Origin of the sequence: Kribbella sp. NPDC051137 (genome assembly GCF_040682535.1) — a bacterium.
Taxonomy (GTDB): Bacteria; Actinomycetota; Actinomycetes; order Propionibacteriales; family Kribbellaceae; genus Kribbella; species Kribbella karoonensis.
Genome location: NZ_JBFBBI010000003.1, coordinates 1,032,210 through 1,049,176, shown reverse-complemented (window position 1 = coordinate 1,049,176; position 16,967 = coordinate 1,032,210). Strand labels below are relative to the sequence as shown.

At 69.6% G+C, this 16,967-nt stretch carries 14 protein-coding genes; 6 read left to right on the top strand and 8 right to left on the bottom strand.

Annotated elements, in window-relative coordinates; all coding sequences use genetic code 11:
- Positions 1–186 precede the first annotated feature (186 nt).
- A complete protein-coding gene (locus AB0M51_RS20190; protein ID WP_344197637.1) occupies positions 187–1,932 on the top strand; it encodes a hypothetical protein in 1,746 nt (581 codons plus the stop codon).
- On the opposite strand, the gene AB0M51_RS20185 is transcribed toward AB0M51_RS20190, so the two are convergent.
- Entirely contained in the window at positions 1,929–3,791 is a 1,863-nt protein-coding gene (locus tag AB0M51_RS20185; RefSeq protein WP_363749711.1) for a hypothetical protein, read from the bottom strand. The genes AB0M51_RS20190 and AB0M51_RS20185 overlap by 4 nt on opposite strands.
- Before the next feature lie 172 nt (positions 3,792–3,963).
- Here AB0M51_RS20185 and AB0M51_RS20180 point away from each other — a divergent pair, with 172 nt between their 5' ends.
- From AB0M51_RS20180 to AB0M51_RS20160, 5 genes are read left to right on the top strand one after another with little or no spacing between them, the layout of a single operon-like run.
- Positions 3,964–4,992, top strand: a complete 1,029-nt coding sequence (locus AB0M51_RS20180) for a LacI family DNA-binding transcriptional regulator (RefSeq protein WP_363749710.1) — start codon at positions 3,964–3,966, stop codon at positions 4,990–4,992.
- Positions 4,993–6,588, top strand: a complete 1,596-nt coding sequence (locus AB0M51_RS20175) for an FAD-dependent oxidoreductase (protein WP_363749709.1) — start codon at positions 4,993–4,995, stop codon at positions 6,586–6,588.
- Between the two features lie 42 nt (positions 6,589–6,630).
- Entirely contained in the window at positions 6,631–7,881 is a 1,251-nt protein-coding gene (locus AB0M51_RS20170) for a sugar ABC transporter substrate-binding protein (RefSeq protein ID WP_344197628.1), read from the top strand.
- Positions 7,878–8,816 carry a sugar ABC transporter permease gene (locus tag AB0M51_RS20165; RefSeq protein ID WP_344197626.1) on the top strand — a complete coding sequence of 313 codons (939 nt, stop codon included), beginning with the start codon at positions 7,878–7,880 and terminating at the stop codon, positions 8,814–8,816. The genes AB0M51_RS20170 and AB0M51_RS20165 overlap by 4 nt, the downstream gene beginning before the upstream one ends.
- Positions 8,806–9,630: a carbohydrate ABC transporter permease gene (locus AB0M51_RS20160; RefSeq protein WP_344197624.1), complete on the top strand. Its 825-nt coding sequence runs from the start codon at positions 8,806–8,808 to the stop codon at positions 9,628–9,630. Before AB0M51_RS20165 ends, AB0M51_RS20160 begins: the two co-directional genes overlap by 11 nt.
- Here AB0M51_RS20160 and AB0M51_RS20155 read toward each other — a convergent pair.
- The 7 genes from AB0M51_RS20155 to AB0M51_RS20125 all read right to left on the bottom strand — a co-directional run bounded on the left by AB0M51_RS20155 (position 9,620) and on the right by AB0M51_RS20125 (position 16,874).
- Entirely contained in the window at positions 9,620–10,537 is a 918-nt protein-coding gene (locus AB0M51_RS20155) for an acyltransferase domain-containing protein (RefSeq protein ID WP_344197622.1), read from the bottom strand. The genes AB0M51_RS20160 and AB0M51_RS20155 overlap by 11 nt on opposite strands.
- An 87-nt stretch (positions 10,538–10,624) precedes the next feature.
- On the bottom strand, positions 10,625–11,110 hold the full coding sequence (locus AB0M51_RS20150) for a nuclear transport factor 2 family protein (protein WP_344197620.1): 486 nt from the start codon (positions 11,108–11,110) through the stop codon (positions 10,625–10,627).
- Between the two features lie 126 nt (positions 11,111–11,236).
- The gene (hemB, locus tag AB0M51_RS20145; protein ID WP_344197617.1) at positions 11,237–12,220 is read right to left on the bottom strand and encodes a porphobilinogen synthase; all 984 of its coding nucleotides are present in this window, start codon (positions 12,218–12,220) and stop codon (positions 11,237–11,239) included.
- Position 12,221: 1 nt separating this feature from the next.
- Entirely contained in the window at positions 12,222–13,958 is a 1,737-nt protein-coding gene (locus AB0M51_RS20140) for a uroporphyrinogen-III synthase (RefSeq protein WP_344197615.1), read from the bottom strand.
- Positions 13,955–14,848: a hydroxymethylbilane synthase gene (hemC, locus tag AB0M51_RS20135; RefSeq protein ID WP_344197613.1), complete on the bottom strand. Its 894-nt coding sequence runs from the start codon at positions 14,846–14,848 to the stop codon at positions 13,955–13,957. Before hemC ends, AB0M51_RS20140 begins: the two co-directional genes overlap by 4 nt.
- Positions 14,845–16,122, bottom strand: coding sequence for a glutamyl-tRNA reductase (locus tag AB0M51_RS20130; RefSeq protein ID WP_344197610.1), 1,278 nt, complete (start codon positions 16,120–16,122; stop codon positions 14,845–14,847). The genes hemC and AB0M51_RS20130 overlap by 4 nt, the downstream gene beginning before the upstream one ends.
- Complete coding sequence (locus AB0M51_RS20125) at positions 16,119–16,874, bottom strand: redox-sensing transcriptional repressor Rex (protein WP_344197608.1); 756 nt, start codon at positions 16,872–16,874, stop codon at positions 16,119–16,121. Before AB0M51_RS20125 ends, AB0M51_RS20130 begins: the two co-directional genes overlap by 4 nt.
- Positions 16,875–16,967 lie beyond the last annotated feature (93 nt).

Here is a 16,967-nt window from a genome sequence, read left to right as displayed (position 1 = left end):
AACAGCGGAAATGATTCGGAAAGCGTTTGCTCTGGCCGGTGAAACTAGTACGAGAAACCGGTTTATGCAAGGGTTCGCCAGCTCGCCGGGGTGTCCGGATACGGTCGTTCGCGCGGTCTTGACAGGACAAAGTGGCGCAGCGACAGTTCTGGACATTTGGGAACCGCTTACCGACGGGAGACCCCGATGCTCCGACGTACGTTTCTGACCGGTTCGCTGACCACGGTCGCGGTCGGCGCCCTGCATCCGGGCGCTGCTCGTGCTGAAGTGACAGCTGTGGACGAGGACTTCCTGACACTGCTGACCGAGGCCAACCAGACCCAGATCCCGCTGGTGCTCGCGAACTACCGGAACGCCGCCGACAGCGTCCGTACGGTCGCCCGGAAGGCGCGGCGGCTGGTCTCCGGGTATGTGTGGGGCCGGTCGACGTACCACCACGACACGTCGCTTCTGGAGCCGCTCGGCCGGCTCGTAGAGCAGCTCGCGGCGCGGCAGCACGAGGACGGGCTGTACGACGTCGGCAACCTGCACTCGCCACCCGACAGCGCGTTCGCGATCCAGGACGTCTGCATGCTGTACGCGCTGCTCGACGCGGACGGTCAGCCGGCGACCGCCGCCCTACGGGCCACGCTCGCGTCGGTCGTGCAGAAGGCGGCGCCCGCGTTGGCGACCGGCGGCGTCCACACGCCGAACCACCGGTGGGAGGTGTCCGCGGCACTGGCACGGGCCAACCACCTGTTCCCGGATCGGCGGTACACCGCGCGGATCGACGAGTGGCTGGACGAGGGCATCGACGCGACCCCGGACGGGATCTACAGCGAGCGGAGTTCGACGTACGCCGCCGAGGTGACGAACCCGTGCCTGCTCACGATCGCGTGGCTGCGCGACAGGCCCGGCCTGCTGGACTACGTACGGCGCAACCTCGACGTGACCCTCTACCTCCTCGAGCCGAACGGCGAGGTGGACACGACCGCGTCCCGCCGCCAGGACCAGAAGGGCGTCCGCGAGGTCTGGTGGTATCTCACCCAGTTCCGCGAGCTCGCGCTGCACACCGGGGACGGGCGGTTCACGACTGTCGCCAAGAGCATCGAAGCGCGCGGGACCGGGGAGCTCGGCGATTTCCTGGCCGAGGTCCTCGAACGGCCGTCGCTGTCCGCGACGCTTCCGGCCGCCGCACCGGCGCCCGACGACTTCGCCCAGCACTACCCGTCGCAGGCGTCGGTCCGGGTACGGCGCGGCGCCCGCACGGCGACGGTCTTCGGTGGCACGGACTTCCACGACATCCCGGTGATCTCGTCAGGGCTGTCCACCAACCCGACCTTCTTCAAGCTGCGCACGGGTTCGGCGATCCTCGACTCCGTGCGGCTGTCCCCGCAGTTCTTCAGCACGGGGCACTTCCGCAGCGACGGGCTGCGGCGCACCGGACCGGGCACCTTCAAGCTCCAGCAGGAGGTCGAGGTTCCGTACCACCTGCCGCTGCCCAGGCGGTACCGGCGGCCCGACGGCCTGTACGCGCTGACGCCCGAGGGCCGGTTCTACGCGTCGATGGACTTCCCGCACCGGCCGAAGCAGTACCGGACGTTGCGGACCGACGTCACGGTGGCCGAGGTCGCGGACGGGTTCGACCTGACGTTCGAGTTCGCCGGCGACGAGACGGCGTACGCGATCGAGCTGTGCTTCCGCCCGGGCGGAACGCTTTCCGGCGTTTCCGAACTGGATGCTAACGGCAACTACCAACTGGTGTCCGGAACCGGGAGCTACACGGTCGGCGCCGACCGGATCGAGTTCGGGCCGGGGAGCGGCGCCGCCCGGGTCGCGATGGACCCGGGCGAGCGCTACACCTACCTGGGCGGCAGCCTCACCCCGGACGGACTTCGTGTCTACCTGACCGGTCGTACGCCGGGTCGCCAGGTGCTCAGGTTCCGGGTCTAGGAAACCGTTCGTACAACGGTTTCCAGGTTTCCGTCGTGGGGGATCCGGAGCACGTGGATCCGGCGGCGGGCGTCGCGGAGGTACGTCCGGGACGACGTGCTGACGGTCGCCGTCCGGGGGCTCGACCAGGTGATCGTGATCGTGGCCTTGCCGCGGCGGATCACCAGGCCGTCGGCCGTCGCGGTGCGGCTCTGGTTGTAGGGCACGACGGTCCCGTCGGAGAAGACGACCTCGTCGTCCGGCTGCAGTACCAGCGGGATCTGTTCGGTCGCGGCGCCGGTCGCGGTGACCCGGCGGCTGACCGAGTTCGGGCCGACCAGCAGCTCGGTCGCCACCGAACCGTCGGGCGTGTGGTAGCGGACCAGGTCGTTCGACGGGTACGTGGCGACGAGGTTGGTCTCCGCGTCGGCCTTGCCTCCGAGGACCGTGGCCCAGGCCCCGGTCGCTGTCTGCTGGGCGTGGATCACCGTGCCCGCGACCGGGTGCCAGAGGAATCCTGTGCCGGCCTTCACGCCGCTCCCCTGCCGGTCCCCGAAGAACGCGCCCAGATAGAGGCCGGGACGGCGTACGTAGAGGTAGTCCTGGTTGCCGTAGTCGTCGTGCCGCCGCTCGGTGAAGTGATCGCTGCGCAGGTACGGCAGGCGCGCGATCGCTGCCTCCTTCGCGGCGCGGGTCGGCATCGTCTCGCCGTACGGTGCGTGCGCGATGATCCGCGGCGACGTGTCCTGCTTCGCGAGCGCGGGCACCGGGGCCGGGTCCGCGGCCCAGGCCTGCCGGGATGCGGTCTGGTCCTCGCGGGAGGTGAAGAACGCGCCGAGGTCCGGCGCGACCGGGACGAAGTGCGAGCCGAGGATGGTGCGGTCCGGGTCCGGGATCACGTCGTCGTAGAACGCCTCCGCGGTCCGGTCCGAGACGGCGTAGTACGTCAGCCAGCCGGAGCCGTCGGGCTCCCGGAGCAGGTTGTACCCGAACCAGTCGGCGAACCGCCGCGCCATGGTGGCGAGCTGCGGGTTCCGGGTGAGCAGGTACAGCTCGGCCAGCTCCGGAAGCATCACCTCGAAGTTGTAGTTGATGTCCATCCCGCGCGGGTCGTAGAAGAACCCGGCCGGGCTCTGCGCCCACTTCGCGATGAACCGGATCCGGTCCTGGAGCTTCAGCGACCGGTCGTGGTCGGGCAGCAGCTTCAGCGTCAGCGCCGAGCCGGCCACCCCCGCGGTCGCCTGGTTGGTGTACTCGAACGGATCGTCCCAGACCACCGAGTTCCCCGGGTCCAGGTACCAGTCGACTCCCTTGCGCAGGGCAACCTCCAGCTGCGCCTGCCGGCCGGGAAGCGCGTTCGCCTGCCGGAGGTTGGCCAGCGTCTTCGCCAGATATCCGATTCCGAAACCGCTTGACGCCTTTCCTTGTTCGCCCGGGTGGTACTCGGGCCACGACCCGTCCGGGTTCTGCAACCCGATGTAGTGCTGCAACGCGGCGTCGAGCCGGCCGAGCAGCGCGTTGTCCCGGTAGTACGGGTTCCAGGCGCGCTCGTTCGCGTAGAACCAGCTCAGGGTGAAAACGTGTTCCTGGACGCGCGAGTTGTACGGCTGAGCCGGCGTCCGCCACCAGCCACCGGCCATGAAGCCGTATGGATCGCCATCCACGGTGTCACTGGTAACGATGTCGTTCGCCATCGGAGCCAGGATCACCAGGTACGGCGCGAACCGCTGCTCCCCCGGCGCGAACAACCCCCGGTCCGGCGCCCCGGCCGGGAGTCCGGCCAGCAACGGGAGGCCGGCGGCACGGGCGGGTATCGACATCGACGTCATCGTAGTGGCGGCCACGGCGCCGAGCAGGACGGTACGGCGTTTCAGAGACATAGCGGGATCTCCTAGCTGCGAGCGGACTGCGGTGAGTCTTCTGCGGCAGCTCTCGGCGGGTCAAGACCTTGGACGGTGATAATTCGAATTATCATCGAATTCCAGCTCTTGACGGGTACCGGCGGACTGTTCTACGGTTCCCGGCAATCCGTATTACCGCGAAGGATCGACGATGGCAGACAAGGCGACCCGGCTCACCCAGCGCGACATCGCGCGGCTGGCGAAGGTCAGTCAGACGACGGTTTCGCTGGTGCTGAACAACCGCAGCGACGCCACCGCGCGGATCCCGGCCGAGACCCGGGACCGGGTGCTCAAGGTGATCCGCGAGACCGGCTACCAGGCCGATCCGCTGGCCCGCCGGATGACCCAGCAGCGCAACCAGATCCTCGGCGTGTTCACGTACGAGTCGGTCTTCCCGAGCGCCAGCGGCGACTTCTACCACCCGTTCATGGCCGGGATCGAGGACTGCGCCGAGCGGCTCGGCTGGGACCTGCTGCTGTTCACCAGCGCGCCGGTGGCCGAGGGCCGGCGGCGGATCTTCCACGAGAACAACCGGCTCCGGATCGCGGACGGTTGCCTCCTGCTCGGTCGGCAGATCCCGGGCGAGGAGCTCGCCCGGTTGATCGCCGAGGAGTACCCGTTCGTGTCGGTCGGCCGCCGCGACGACGCCGGCGGCCCGGTGCCGTACGTCGGCGCCGACTACACCAGCGCCACCCGCACCGTCGTCGAACAGGCCCGCGCGCTCGGCCACCGGCGGATCGCGTACGCCGGGCTCGGCAGCGGCGCGGAGTCGTCGGCTGACCGCATGCGCGGCTTCCGGGAGGCCGCCGGCGCGCGCGCACCGCACGTGCCGACCGCCGACCGCTCAGCGGGCGAGGTCCTCGACGACCTCCTCGACCGCAAGATCACCGCGGCCTTCGTCGAGGAGCGCGCGGACGCGATCGCGCTGTACGCCGCTGCCGCCGAGCGCGGCGTCGACGTACCCGGCGACCTGTCCGTGGTCACGCTCGGCGATGCCACCCGGCCCGCGGCCAGCGACCTGGACTTCTCCGGCTTCCACGTCCCGCGGCGGGCGATGGGGCTGCGCGCGGTCGAGCTGCTCGAGGCCGTCCTCAGCGGCACCGCCACAGAGCAGCAACTGCTCCTCCCCTGTGACCTGACCGACGGAATCACTCTCACTCCGCCCAGCAAAGGTGCCTAGATGCATACAGATGTTCTCGTCGTCGGCGGTGGGCTCGGCGGCGTTGCCGCGGCCCTGGCCGCGCTCCGGACCGGTCGGTCGGTGGTCCTGACCGAGGAGTTCGACTGGCTCGGCGGTCAGCTGACCAGCCAGGCTGTCCCGCCGGACGAACACTCCTGGGTCGAGCAGTTCGGCATCACCGCGTCGTACCGCGCGTTGCGCGACGGGATCCGCGACTACTACCGCCGGCACTACCCGTTGACCGTCGCGTCCCGGGCGGATCCACACCTGAACCCCGGCGCCGGGTACGTGTCGAAGCTCTGTCACGAGCCGCGCGTCGCTGTCGCCGTACTGGACGAGATGCTCGCGCCGTACCGCGCCAGCCGCCGGCTGCAGGTCCTGCAGCCGTACCGCCCGGTCTCCGCCGACACCGACGGCGACCGGGTCACCGCGGTCACCGTGCAGCACCGGGACACCGGGGAGCAGCTCACCCTCACGGCGCCGTACATCCTCGACGCGACCGAGACCGGCGAACTGCTGCCGCTGACCGGGACGGAGTACGTCACCGGGTTCGAGGCGCAGCACGAGACCGGGGAGCCGAGCGCGCCGGCCGAGGCGCAGCCGCTGAACATGCAGGCGGTGTCGTACTGCTTCGCGGTCGACCACGTGGACGGAGACCAGGTCGGCGACAAGCCGGCCAACTACGCCTTCTGGCGGAACTACCAACCGGACTTCTGGGGCGACCGGCTGCTGTCCTGGACGGCGCCGAACCCCCGGACCCTGGAGAGCTCACACCGGTCCTTCACCCCGAACCCCGACGACGACCCGCTCGCCGTGGTCGCGGACCAGCGGCGCAGCGGCGGCGACCTGAACCTGTGGACCTTCCGCCGGATCGCGGCCCGCCGGCACTTCGTCCCCGGCGCGTACGCGAGCGACATCTGCCTGGTGAACTGGCCGATGATCGACTACTTCGAGGGCCCGGTGATCGACGTACCGGATGCGGCGAAGCATCTCGCGGCGGCCAAGGAGCTGTCCCAGGCGGTGTTCTACTGGCTGCAGACCGAGGCACCCCGGCCCGACGGCGGTACCGGGTTCCCGGGGCTCCGGCTGCGCGGCGACCTGGTCGGATCCGCCGACGGGCTCGCGCAGGCGCCGTACATCCGGGAGTCGCGGCGGATCAAGGCGGCGTACACGATCGTCGAGCAGGACCTGTCGGTCGCGGTCCGCGGTTCCCGGGGCGCCGTGGAGTACGCCGACAGCGTCGGGATCGGGATGTACCGGATCGACCTGCACCCGTCGACCGGCGGGGACAACTACATCGACGTGGCGAGCAGCCCGTTCCGGATCCCGCTCGGGGCGCTGGTCCCGCAGCGGGTGGAGAACCTGCTGCCCGCGAGCAAGAACCTCGGCACCACGCACATCACCAACGGCTGTTACCGGCTGCACCCGGTCGAGTGGAACATCGGCGAGGCCGCGGGCCTGCTCGCCGGCTTCTGCCTTGATCGCGGTGTCAGTCCGCGCGCGGTCCACGCCACCCCTGCCCTGCTCGGCGAGTTCCAGGACCACCTGGTTGCCCAGGGCATCGAACTCGCCTGGCCGGCCATCGCCGGTTACTGAGTTCCGGCTACTGAGCTCCGGTTACCTGATGGAGGTCCCCTGATGAAACGACTGACAGCGGCGTTGTCCGCGGCCGCCCTGCTGGTGGCGGCCGGCTGCGGCGGCGGCTCCGGCTCCGGCGCGAGCGCCGGAGCGCCGATCGACCTGCGGATGACGATCTGGAGCGCGAACGCCAAGCATCTGGCGTTGTTCGACCAGATCGCGGCCGCCTACAAGAAGGACCACCCGGAGATCGGCAAGATCACTTTCGAGTCGATCCCGTTCGACAGCTACACGACCACGCTGACCACGCAGATCGGCGGCGGCAACGTCCCGGACCTGGCGTGGATCTTCGAGACCAACGCACCGGACTTCGTCAGCTCCGGCGCGCTGGAGCCGATCGACAAGGACCCCGATCTGGTCCCGAGTACGACGGCCAACTGGGAGAAGGACGGCAAGCTCTACGCGTACCCGTTGTCCACCTCGCCGCTGGGCGTCTTCGTGAACACCGATCTGGTGAAGGCGGCCGGGCGGCCGTCGCCCGCGCAGCAGATCGCCTCCGGGACCTGGACCTGGGACGAGGCCGCGAAGACCGCCGCCGCCGTACAGGCCAAGACCGGCAAGGGCGGCCTGGTGGTCGGCGACTTCGACTACAAGGGCTGGGACACGCTGAACGCGATCTGGTCCGGGTGGGGCGCGCGGCCGTGGAGCGAGGACGGCAAGAGCTGCCAGTTCGACCAGCCGCAGATGGTGGACGCGATGACGTTCGTCCACAAGATGATCTTCACCGACAAGGGCATGCCGGGGCCGGGCGTCACGAAGGACTTCTTCGCCGGCGACTCGTCGATGGTGCTGACCCAGATCAGCCGGGCGGCGCTGCTCGAGAAGGCCAAGTTCCATTGGGATCTGGTGCCGCTGCCGAAGGGTCCGGCCGGTGACTACTCGGTCGTCGGGCAGGCCGGGATCGGCGTGTTCAAGCGCGGCAAGCACGCGGATGCGGCGAAGCAGTTCCTCGCCTACTTCAGCAACGCGCAGAACTCGGCGAAGCTGGCGGAGTACTTCCCGCCGCCGCGCAAGTCCGAGCTGAACGCGGCCACCCTCGCGAAGGCCAACCCGCTGCTCAAGCCGGCCCAACTCGACAGTGTCGTTGTCAAGGGCATCGAAAACGGCACCATCAAGCCCAGTCACACCGGGTACGCCGAGCTGCAGCAGACGGTGCGCGCCGCCCTTGACCCGTTGTGGAAGCCGGACGCCGACGTGAAGACCGTACTGTCCGGCGTCTGCTCGAAGATCAACCCCTTGCTGGCGAAATGACCTTGACGTTGGAGAAGCCCACGCGGTCGGACAGCCCGGCCGCGCGGGCGCCGTACTGGACGATGCGCCGGCGGGACACGCTGGCGGGCTGGCTGATGGTCGCGCCTCAGCTGGCCGGCATCGTCACGTTCGTCCTGGTGCCGCTCGGGCTGGTGGTCTGGTACAGCGTGCACGAGTGGAACGTGCTGGGCGGCACGTTCGAGTTCGTCGGCGGCGACAACTACCAGGCGCTCGCGGACGACCAGCGACTCGGGCCGGTGCTGCGGGCAACAGGTCTGTTCTCGGTCGGGCTCGTCGTACTGAACCTCAGCCTGGCGCTGTTCCTCGCCGTACTGCTGAATCAGAAGCTCCGCGGGACCGTGGTGTTCCGGACGTTGTTCTTCTCGCCGGTCGTGGTGACGCTCGTCGCCTGGACGATCGTGTGGGGCTTCCTCCTGCAGGACAACGGCGGCGTGAACGCGTTCCTGCACGTCTTCGGTATCAACGGGCCGAACTGGCTGCGCTCCGGCGGTACGGCGATGCTGTCGGTGATCGTCGTACAGCTCTTCAAGAACGTCGGGCTGAACATGGTGCTGTTCCTGGCGGCGCTGCAGGGCGTACCGGCGGAGCTGTACGAGGCGGCCCGGATCGACGGGGCGTCGGCGTGGGCGCGGTTCCGGCGGGTGACCGTACCGTTGATCAGCCCAACGATCCTGCTGACGATGATCCTGACGATCGTCGGGTCGCTGCAGGTGTTCGCGCAGATCGCCGTCCTGACGCAGGGCGGTCCGGGGACGTCGACGACGGTGCTCGTGTACTACCTCTACCAGCAGGCGTTCCAGTTCCACCACTTCGGGTACGGCGCGACGCTGTCGCTGGTGCTGTTCCTGATCGTGCTGGTGCTGACGGTGATCCAGTGGCAGATGCGTAAGAAGTGGGTGTTCCATGAGGCTTAAGCTGCTGATCTACGGCGTACTGCTGGTGTGTTGTGTGCCCTTCGTGTTCCCGATCTGGTGGATGGCGACGACGTCGCTCAAGCCGGTGTCGGAGATCTTCGCGTTTCCGCCCTCGCTGCTGCCGGGGTCGCCGACGTTGGACGCCTACAAGCAGGTGTTCGAGCTGCAGCCGTTCGGGCGGCAGTACCTGAACAGCCTCTACATCGCGCTGGTGGTGACGATCGGGACGCTGGCGGTGTCGTCGCTCGCCGGGTACGCGTTCGCCCGGGTGAAGTTCCGCGGCGCCGGGGTTGTGTTCCTGGTCGTCCTGACCGGGCTGCTGATCCCGAACGAGGTGACGATCATCCCGTTGTACAAGATGTTCGACGCCTTCGGCCTGGTGGACACCCACTGGCCGCTCATCCTGATCCCGATGCTCGGTGCCCCCAGCGTGCTGGCGACCTTCATCATGCGCCAGTTCTTCATCACGCTCCCCGCCGAACTCGAGGAAGCCGGCCGCGTCGACGGCCTGGGCCGCTTCGGCCTCTTCTACCGCATCTGCCTACCGTTGGCCCGGCCGGCAATCGGCGCGGTCGCGATCTTCACGTTCCTGCACAGCTGGAACCTCTACCTGGAGCCGATCGTCTTCCTCTCCTCCAAACAGAAGTTCACCATCCCCCAGGCCCTCACCCAGTACGTCGACGCCTACGGCGGCCCCATGTGGAACACCCAACTGGCCGCCGCCACCCTCTCCGCCCTCCCCGTCCTCATCATCTTCATCCTCGCCCAACGCCAATTCGTCGAAGGCCTAGCCCAAACCGGCCTCAAAGGCTGAGCCGAGGCGCATGACGGACAGGCGTTCGGCGCCTGCGCATCCACCCAGTTCGGTTGTACCAGTGACCGCCGTAGCGGAGATGGGTTACGACCGCGCGTTCCAGAGTCGTACGTTGCGGCAGCTCATCGAGCAGGGACGGCGGTACGTCGTCGCCGTCGAAGCGGCGGTGGAACACGTGCTCGATGGGTGCCCAGTCAGCCTTCACCCGGTCGGTGAACCGGGTGAAGCGCTGCTGGAACCGGATGATGTTCGACGTCGTCGGCAAGTACCGCTGCAACTGGTCGTCCATCAGCCAGGAATGGCAGACGAAGCCGTCGACGTGGCCGCCGCACTGTTCCGCGAGTTCCATCGCGCGCGCGAAGGACGCGTCGCACGCCGCGCTGGTCAACGGCGTTCGATCGCCCGGCACATGCGTGTTCCAGGCGTTGTCGTCCCCAGGCGGCTGCCGCTCGAAGGCCAACCGCCCGAGCCGGAAGCTCGTACCGCTGAACACCAACGGCAGTCCCCAAGTGGCATCCAGCCCGGCCCGCCCGGTCAGCCGACGTGACAACTCCAGTTCTTCTCCCAGCGCACCTAGCGAGTCCCACGATTCGCGATCAGTGAGCCCGATGGTCGCGTGGTAGTCGCGTACGTGCGGCACGACGGCGAGGAACACCCACACGAACAGATGACGTCCCACCGCTCCGGTCGCTGCCGGCAACGGCGCCCACGCGGGATTCCCCGGGACCCGTCGCCCCAGCTGTGCCAGCAGCACTTGGTACGACCGTTCGAGCACACGCCAAAGCTCTGGATGTTCGCCGGGATCCGGCCGCGCGGCGAGCGTCGACTCGCGATCAGCCCGGTCGATCCGCAACCTGCTGCACAGTTGCTCAACACCGTCGTCCGGCGGCAGGACAACCTCATTCATCGGGTACCTCCCTCGTCCGTGAGCCACAACCGGGCTCGTCTCGACGGGGGGACCTAAGGGTTTCCCTCCAACAACCTATCTCGTCCGCTAGAGGAACTTGGGGGCCAGGCGGTCCGCGGTGCGGAAGGCGAGGGCGAGTGGGGCGCCTACGCAGGCCACGAGGGTGCCGATGAGGGGGCCGCGGCGGCGGGTGGAGACTCGGGGTGGGAGGGTCGCGAACAGGGTGGCGAGGGCCGGGAGTGGGCGGATGAAGACGGTCAGTTCGGCGATCTTGCCGTGCTCGTCGCAACGGACCAGGTTCATCGCCTCGAGTTCCACGCCCCGGACCTGGGCGCGGAACGAGAACGCCTGGGTGTCGCCGCGGGTCAGCGGTTCGCCGGTGTGGAGGTCTTCGAGTACGGCGAAGATGTCGCGATGCAGCGCGACCACCTCGTCGCGCCCCTGGAACGTGAGCCGATCGGTCAGCGGCGAATGGAAGACGACGTCGTCGGCCAGCACCGCTCCGACCGCGTCCGCATCCCCCCGCTCCCCCGCCTGACGTAAAACCTCAACCGCTGCTGTCGGGTTCTCCATGCACCCCACTCAAGCAAACCCCACCGACAGCCCAGCGCACCCAGTCCGAGAACGCTCGGCGGGGTCAGGGAACAAGCAATAGCTTGTCGCCTGACCTCACGCTGTGTGGCGACAACCAGTCGCGGGTCAGCGGCTGGCGAGCTGCTGGGCCATTTCGGTGGCCCAGTAGGTGAGGATGGTGTCGGCGCCGGCCCGGCGGATGGCGGTGAGGGTTTCGACGATGGCTGCTTCGCGGTCGATCCAGCCGTTGGCGGCGGCGGCCTCGACCATCGCGTACTCGCCGGAGATGTTGTACGCCGCGACCGGGACGTTCACGTGGTCGCGGACCTGACGGATGATGTCGAGGTACGCCAGGGCCGGCTTCACCATCACGATGTCGGCGCCTTCGGCGATGTCGAGGTCGACCTCGCGGATGGCGTCGCGGGAGTTGGCGTTGTCCTGCTGGTACGTCTTCCGGTCGCCGGTGAGGGACGAGTCGACGGCCTCGCGGAACGGGCCGAAGAACGCCGACGCGTACTTCACGGCGTACGCGAGGATCACCGTGTCGACGAAGCCGGCCGCGTCCAAAGCCTTGCGGACCACGCCGACCTGGCCGTCCATCATCCCGGACGGGCCGACCACGTGCGCGCCGGCGGACGCCTGCGCGACGCCCATCTCCGCGTAGATCTTCAGCGTCGCGTCGTTGTCCACCCGGCCCTCGGCGTCGAGTACGCCGCAGTGCCCGTGGGAGGTGAACTCGTCCAGGCAGAGGTCGGACATCACCAGCAGCGAGTCGCCGACCTCGGACCGGGCGTCGGCGATCGCCACGTTCAGGATCCCCTCGGGGTCCAGCGCGCCCGAGCCCTCAGGGTCCTTCGAGGTCGGTACGCCGAACAGCATCACGCCGCCCAGTCCGAGCTGCGCCGCCTCCGCGACCGCCTTCCGTGCGGTGTCCCGGGTGTGCTGGACGACGCCCGGCATCGACGCGATCGGGATCGCCTCCCGGGCGTCCTCCCGGACGAACATCGGCAGGATCAGCTGCCGCGGCTCCAGCGTGGTCTCCGCGACCAGCCTGCGGATCGCCGCCGACGACCGGAGCCGGCGCGGCCTCACTTCCGGGAATCCAGGCATTTCAGCTCTTTCGGCGCGAGCCCGAGCGGCGCTCGGACGGACGGGTGACCGGTTCACCGGCCTCCACCATCGTGTCACGGCGGTCCGCACCGAACCGGGCCAGGGCGTCGGCCAACTCCTCGACCGACGGCGTCTCGGCCATCGCGTCGACCCGCAGGCCGTGCTCCTCGGCGGTCTTCAGCGTGGCCGGGCCGATCACCGCGATCACCGTGGACGCGTGCGGCTTGCCGGCGATGCCGACCAGGTTCCGGACCGTGGACGACGAGGTGAACACCACCGCGTCGAACTTGCCGGACTTGATCGCCTCGCGGGTCGGCGCCGGCGGCGGGGCGGCCCGGACGGTCCGGTACGCCGTCACGTCGTCGACCTCCCAGCCGAGATCGGTCAGGCCCGCGACCAGGGTCTCGGTGGCGATGTCGGCGCGCGGCAGGAAGACCCGGTTGATCGGGTCCAGCAGCTCGTCGTACGGCGGCCAGTCCTCGACCAGCCCGGCGGCCGACTGCTCACCGGACGGGACCAGGTCCGGACGGATGCCCCAGGCCCCGATCGCCTCCGCGGTCTTGTCGCCGACCGCGGCGATCTTCAGCCCGGAGAACGCCCGCGCGTCCAGCCCGTACTCGTCGAACTTCTCCCGGACCGCCTTCACCGCGTTGACCGAGGTGAACGCGACCCACTCGTAGCGACCCTCGACCAGACCGCGGATCGCCTTGTCCATCTGCTGCGGGTTCCGCGGCGGCTCGACGGAGATCGTCGGCACCTCCTCGGGCATCGCGCCGTACCGACGGAGCCGGTCCATCAACGGCCCGGCCTGGTCCTTGGTCCGCGGGACCAGGATCCGCCAGCCGAACAGCGGCTTGGTCTCGAACCAGGACAGCGCCTCACGCTGCTCGACCACCGCGCCGACCACGATCACGGCCTCGCCGGTGACCTTCGCGGTCCGCAGGTCGGTGATGATCGTCTCCAGCGTGCCGACCACGCTGGTCTGCGAGGTCGTCGTGCCGCCGACGGTCACCGCGACCGGGGTGGCGGCGTCGAAGCCGGCCTCGACCAGGGCCGCGACGGTCTCCTTCAGAGTCTCCACGGCGTTCAGCAGGACCAGGGTCTGCTTCGGCTGCAGGCGGGTCAGGTCGAGCTTGTTCTCGGCCAGGTCGACGACGGTGACCTCGCGGTCGCCCTTCATCGTCAGCGGGATCCCGGCGTACGTCGGAACCGCGCTCAGCTCGCTGACCCCCGGGACCACGTTGAACGCGATCCCTGCCTTCTTGCAGGCGGCGGCCTCCTCGGCGCCGCTGGAGAAGGTGAACGGGTCGCCGCTGAGCAGTCGCACCACGTTCGCCGCGGTCTTCGCGGTCTTCACCACCAGCCGCGCGCGGGCGGCCACCCGGAGCGCCCGGCTGCCCTCGGCGCCGGAGCCGTCCACGACCTCGACGCCGGCCTTGCAGTAGCCCAGGAACGCGTCGTGTTCGGGGCCCTCGACAACCACCGCGTCGGCGTTCGCGAGCACGTCCCGACCGGCCAGCGTCAGCAGCGCCGGGTCACCAGGCCCGACCCCGACGAACGTGACATGGCCGAGCGGTTTGGTCTGCTTGACGGTACTGGTCGCGGCCTTCTGCGGTGCCGCGGTTGCGGCTGTCTTCGCGCTCACGTCTGCCTTCGCCCTCGTCGTTTTCGTGCTCGTCCTGTGGGCCGTCTTCTGGGCCTTCTTGTGGGCTGTGCTCGTGCCCTGTGCCGGTGTCATGTTCGCTCCAGCAACTCGTTCGCCAGCGCCCTGCCGAGCGCCACCGGGTCGTCCACCGGCCCGTTCGCCGAGAGCCGGCGTACGCCGTCCTCCTGGCCGAGCGCGCCGCGCAGCCACAGCTCCGGGCCGTCCTCGCCCTCGACCACCTCGGCGAGGGCCCCGACCGGCGCCGTGCACCCTGCCTCGAGGGTCGCCAGCAGCTGCCGCTCCGCCGTCACCGACGCGCGGGTGGCGGCATCCTCCAGCGGTGCCAGCGCAGCCAGTACGCCGGTGTCGTCCGCGCGGCACTCGACGGCCAGCGCGCCCTGTCCGGGCGACGGCAGCATCTGGATCGGGTCCAGCGTCTCGGTCGCCTCGTCGAGCCGCCCCAGCCGGGCCAGCCCGGCACGGGCCAGCACCACCGCGTCGACCTTGCCGTCGGCGACCAGGCCGATCCGGGTGTCCACGTTGCCGCGGACGCCGGTGCACTCGATGCCCAGGCCGAGCGCCTCGATCTGCGCCGACCGGCGCGGCGCACCGGTTCCGATCACCGCGCCGCGCGGCAGCTCGCCGAGCGTCAGCCCGTCACGGGCGACCAGTACGTCGCGCGGGTCCTCGCGGACCGGGATCGCGCCGATCACCAGACCGTCGACGGGCGCGGTCGGGAGGTCCTTGAGCGAGTGCACCGCGATGTCGATGTCGCCGGCCAGCAGCGCGTCCCGGAGCGCGCTGACGTAGATGCCGGTGCCGCCGATCTGCTCGACCGGGGACACCTTGTCCTTGTCGCCGGTGGTGGAGATCGGGATCAGCTCGACCTCGTGGCCGAGCTTCCGCAGCGCGTCCGCGACCAGCGTCGCCTGTGCGGTGGCCAGCTGGGAGCGGCGGGTACCAAGCCGAATCTGGCGGATCATGCCTGCTCACCGCCCTTCGGAGTGGTGACCGCGTCCACGGCCGCCTGGTCGAGTGCGAACAGTTGCCGGAGCGCGTCGGCGTACGTCGGTCCGCCCGGGTCGCCGCCGAGCTCCTTCACCCGGACCGTCGGGTTGTGCAGCACCTTGTCGACGACCCGGTGGATGGTCCGCTCGACCTCGTGCCGCTCGTGCTCGTCCAGGTCCGGCAGCCGGCGCTCCAGCCGGGCCAGCTCCTGGTCGACCAGCGAGCTGGCCATCGCCCGCAGCGCGACCACGGTCGGCGCCACCGACGCGGCCCGCCGGGTGGCCTCGAACGCGCCGGTCTCCTCGCCGACGATCCGCCGTACCTCGTCGATGTCGGCCTCGCTGCCGCCCGCGGTGCCGACCAGGTCGGCCAGCGTGATCAGGGTGACGCCGGGGATCCGGGCCGCCTCGGGCGCGACGTCGCGCGGCAGGGCGACGTCGAGGACGCCGAGCGGCCGGTCGCCGGCGGCGTCCCGGATCATCTCCTCGGTGATCACCACACCGCGGGCGCCGGTGCAGGACACCAGCAGGTCGGCTTCCTTCAGCGCGTCCGGTACGCCGGCCAGCTTGATCGCCGTACCGCCGATCCGGTCGGTGAGCGCGACCGCGCGGTCGTAGTTGCGGTTGGCAACGGTCACGCTCCGCGCGCCGCCGTTCATCAGGGTCTGCGCGGCCAGCGAGGCCATCGAGCCGGCGCCGACGATCAGCGCCCGGCGGCCTTCGGTCCCACCGACGGCCTCCAGCCCGGCGGAGACCACCGAGCGGCCGGCCGAGTCGATCCCGGTCTCGGTGCGAGCCCGCTTGCCGACCCGCAACGCGTGCTGGAACAGCGCGTTCAGGTCGGTGGCGATGGTCTCGTTGTCCTGGCCGGCCCGCAGCGTCTCCTTGAGCTGGCCGAGGATCTGGCTCTCGCCGACGATCATCGAGTCCAGCCCGACCGCGACCTGGAACAGGTGCGCGACCGCGCCCTCCTCGAAGTGCACGTACAGGTGCTCGGCGAGATCCAGCAGCGGTACGCCGGTGATGTCCGACAGGATCGCGGTGACCTCGTCCATCCCGGCGTGGAACCGGTCGACGGTCGCGTACACCTCGGTGCGGTTGCAGGTGGCAACGACCGCGGACTCGGCGACGGCGGGCGAGTTCCGCACCGCGAGCCCGAGCTTGGTCGCGGCGTCCGCGTCCAGGGCGACCCGCTCGAGGACGTCGATGGCAGCGGACCGGTGACTGATGCCGACGACCAGGTAGCTCATGCGCCCACACCTCCCCCGACACTGGGGAAGTCCGTCAGACCGTTCAGCGCTGGTAGTTCGGGCACCTGGGGGAGCGCCGCCTCTCCGGACTTTCGTTGTTCGTGGTACGCCAGGATCTGCAACTCGATCGAGAGGTCCACCTTGCGGATGTCGACGCCGTCGGGCACGGACAGCACCACGGGCGCGAAGTTCAGGATGCTGGTGACGCCGGCGGCGACCAGCCGGTCGCACACCTCCTGCGCCGGGCCGGCCGGGGTGGTGATGACGCCGATCGAGACCCGGTCGGCCTTCACGATGTCCTCGAGCTCGGCGAAGTCGCGGACCTCCATGTCGCCGATCCGCTCGCCGATCAGGGTCGGGTCGGCGTCCAGCAGCGCGACGATCCGGAAGCCCCGGGTGCCGAAGCCGGAGTAGTTCGCCAGCGCGTGGCCGAGGTTTCCGATCCCGACGATGACGACCGCCCAGTCCTGGGTGACGCCGATCTCGCGGGCGATCTGGTAGCGCAGGTACTCGACGTCGTACCCGACGCCGCGGGTGCCGTACGAGCCCAGGTAGGACAGGTCCTTGCGGAGCTTGGCGGAGTTCACGCCCGCGGCGGTCGCCAGGTCCTCGCTCGACGCGGTGGCGGTGCCACCGTCGGAGAGCGCGGTCAGGGCCCGCAGGTAGACCGGCAAGCGCGCGACAGTCGCCTCGGGGATGCCGCGTTCGGTTCTCGTCGGCGGGCCGGGGCGACGGCTGCTGGCACGCGTCACAATTCTCCTGGGAGCGGTTGGTTCACCGCGGTCTGACGGCCGGCGGCTCTCTTACTCTAGGAGCTTGTGAACGTGAGAACAAAATCGGCGAAA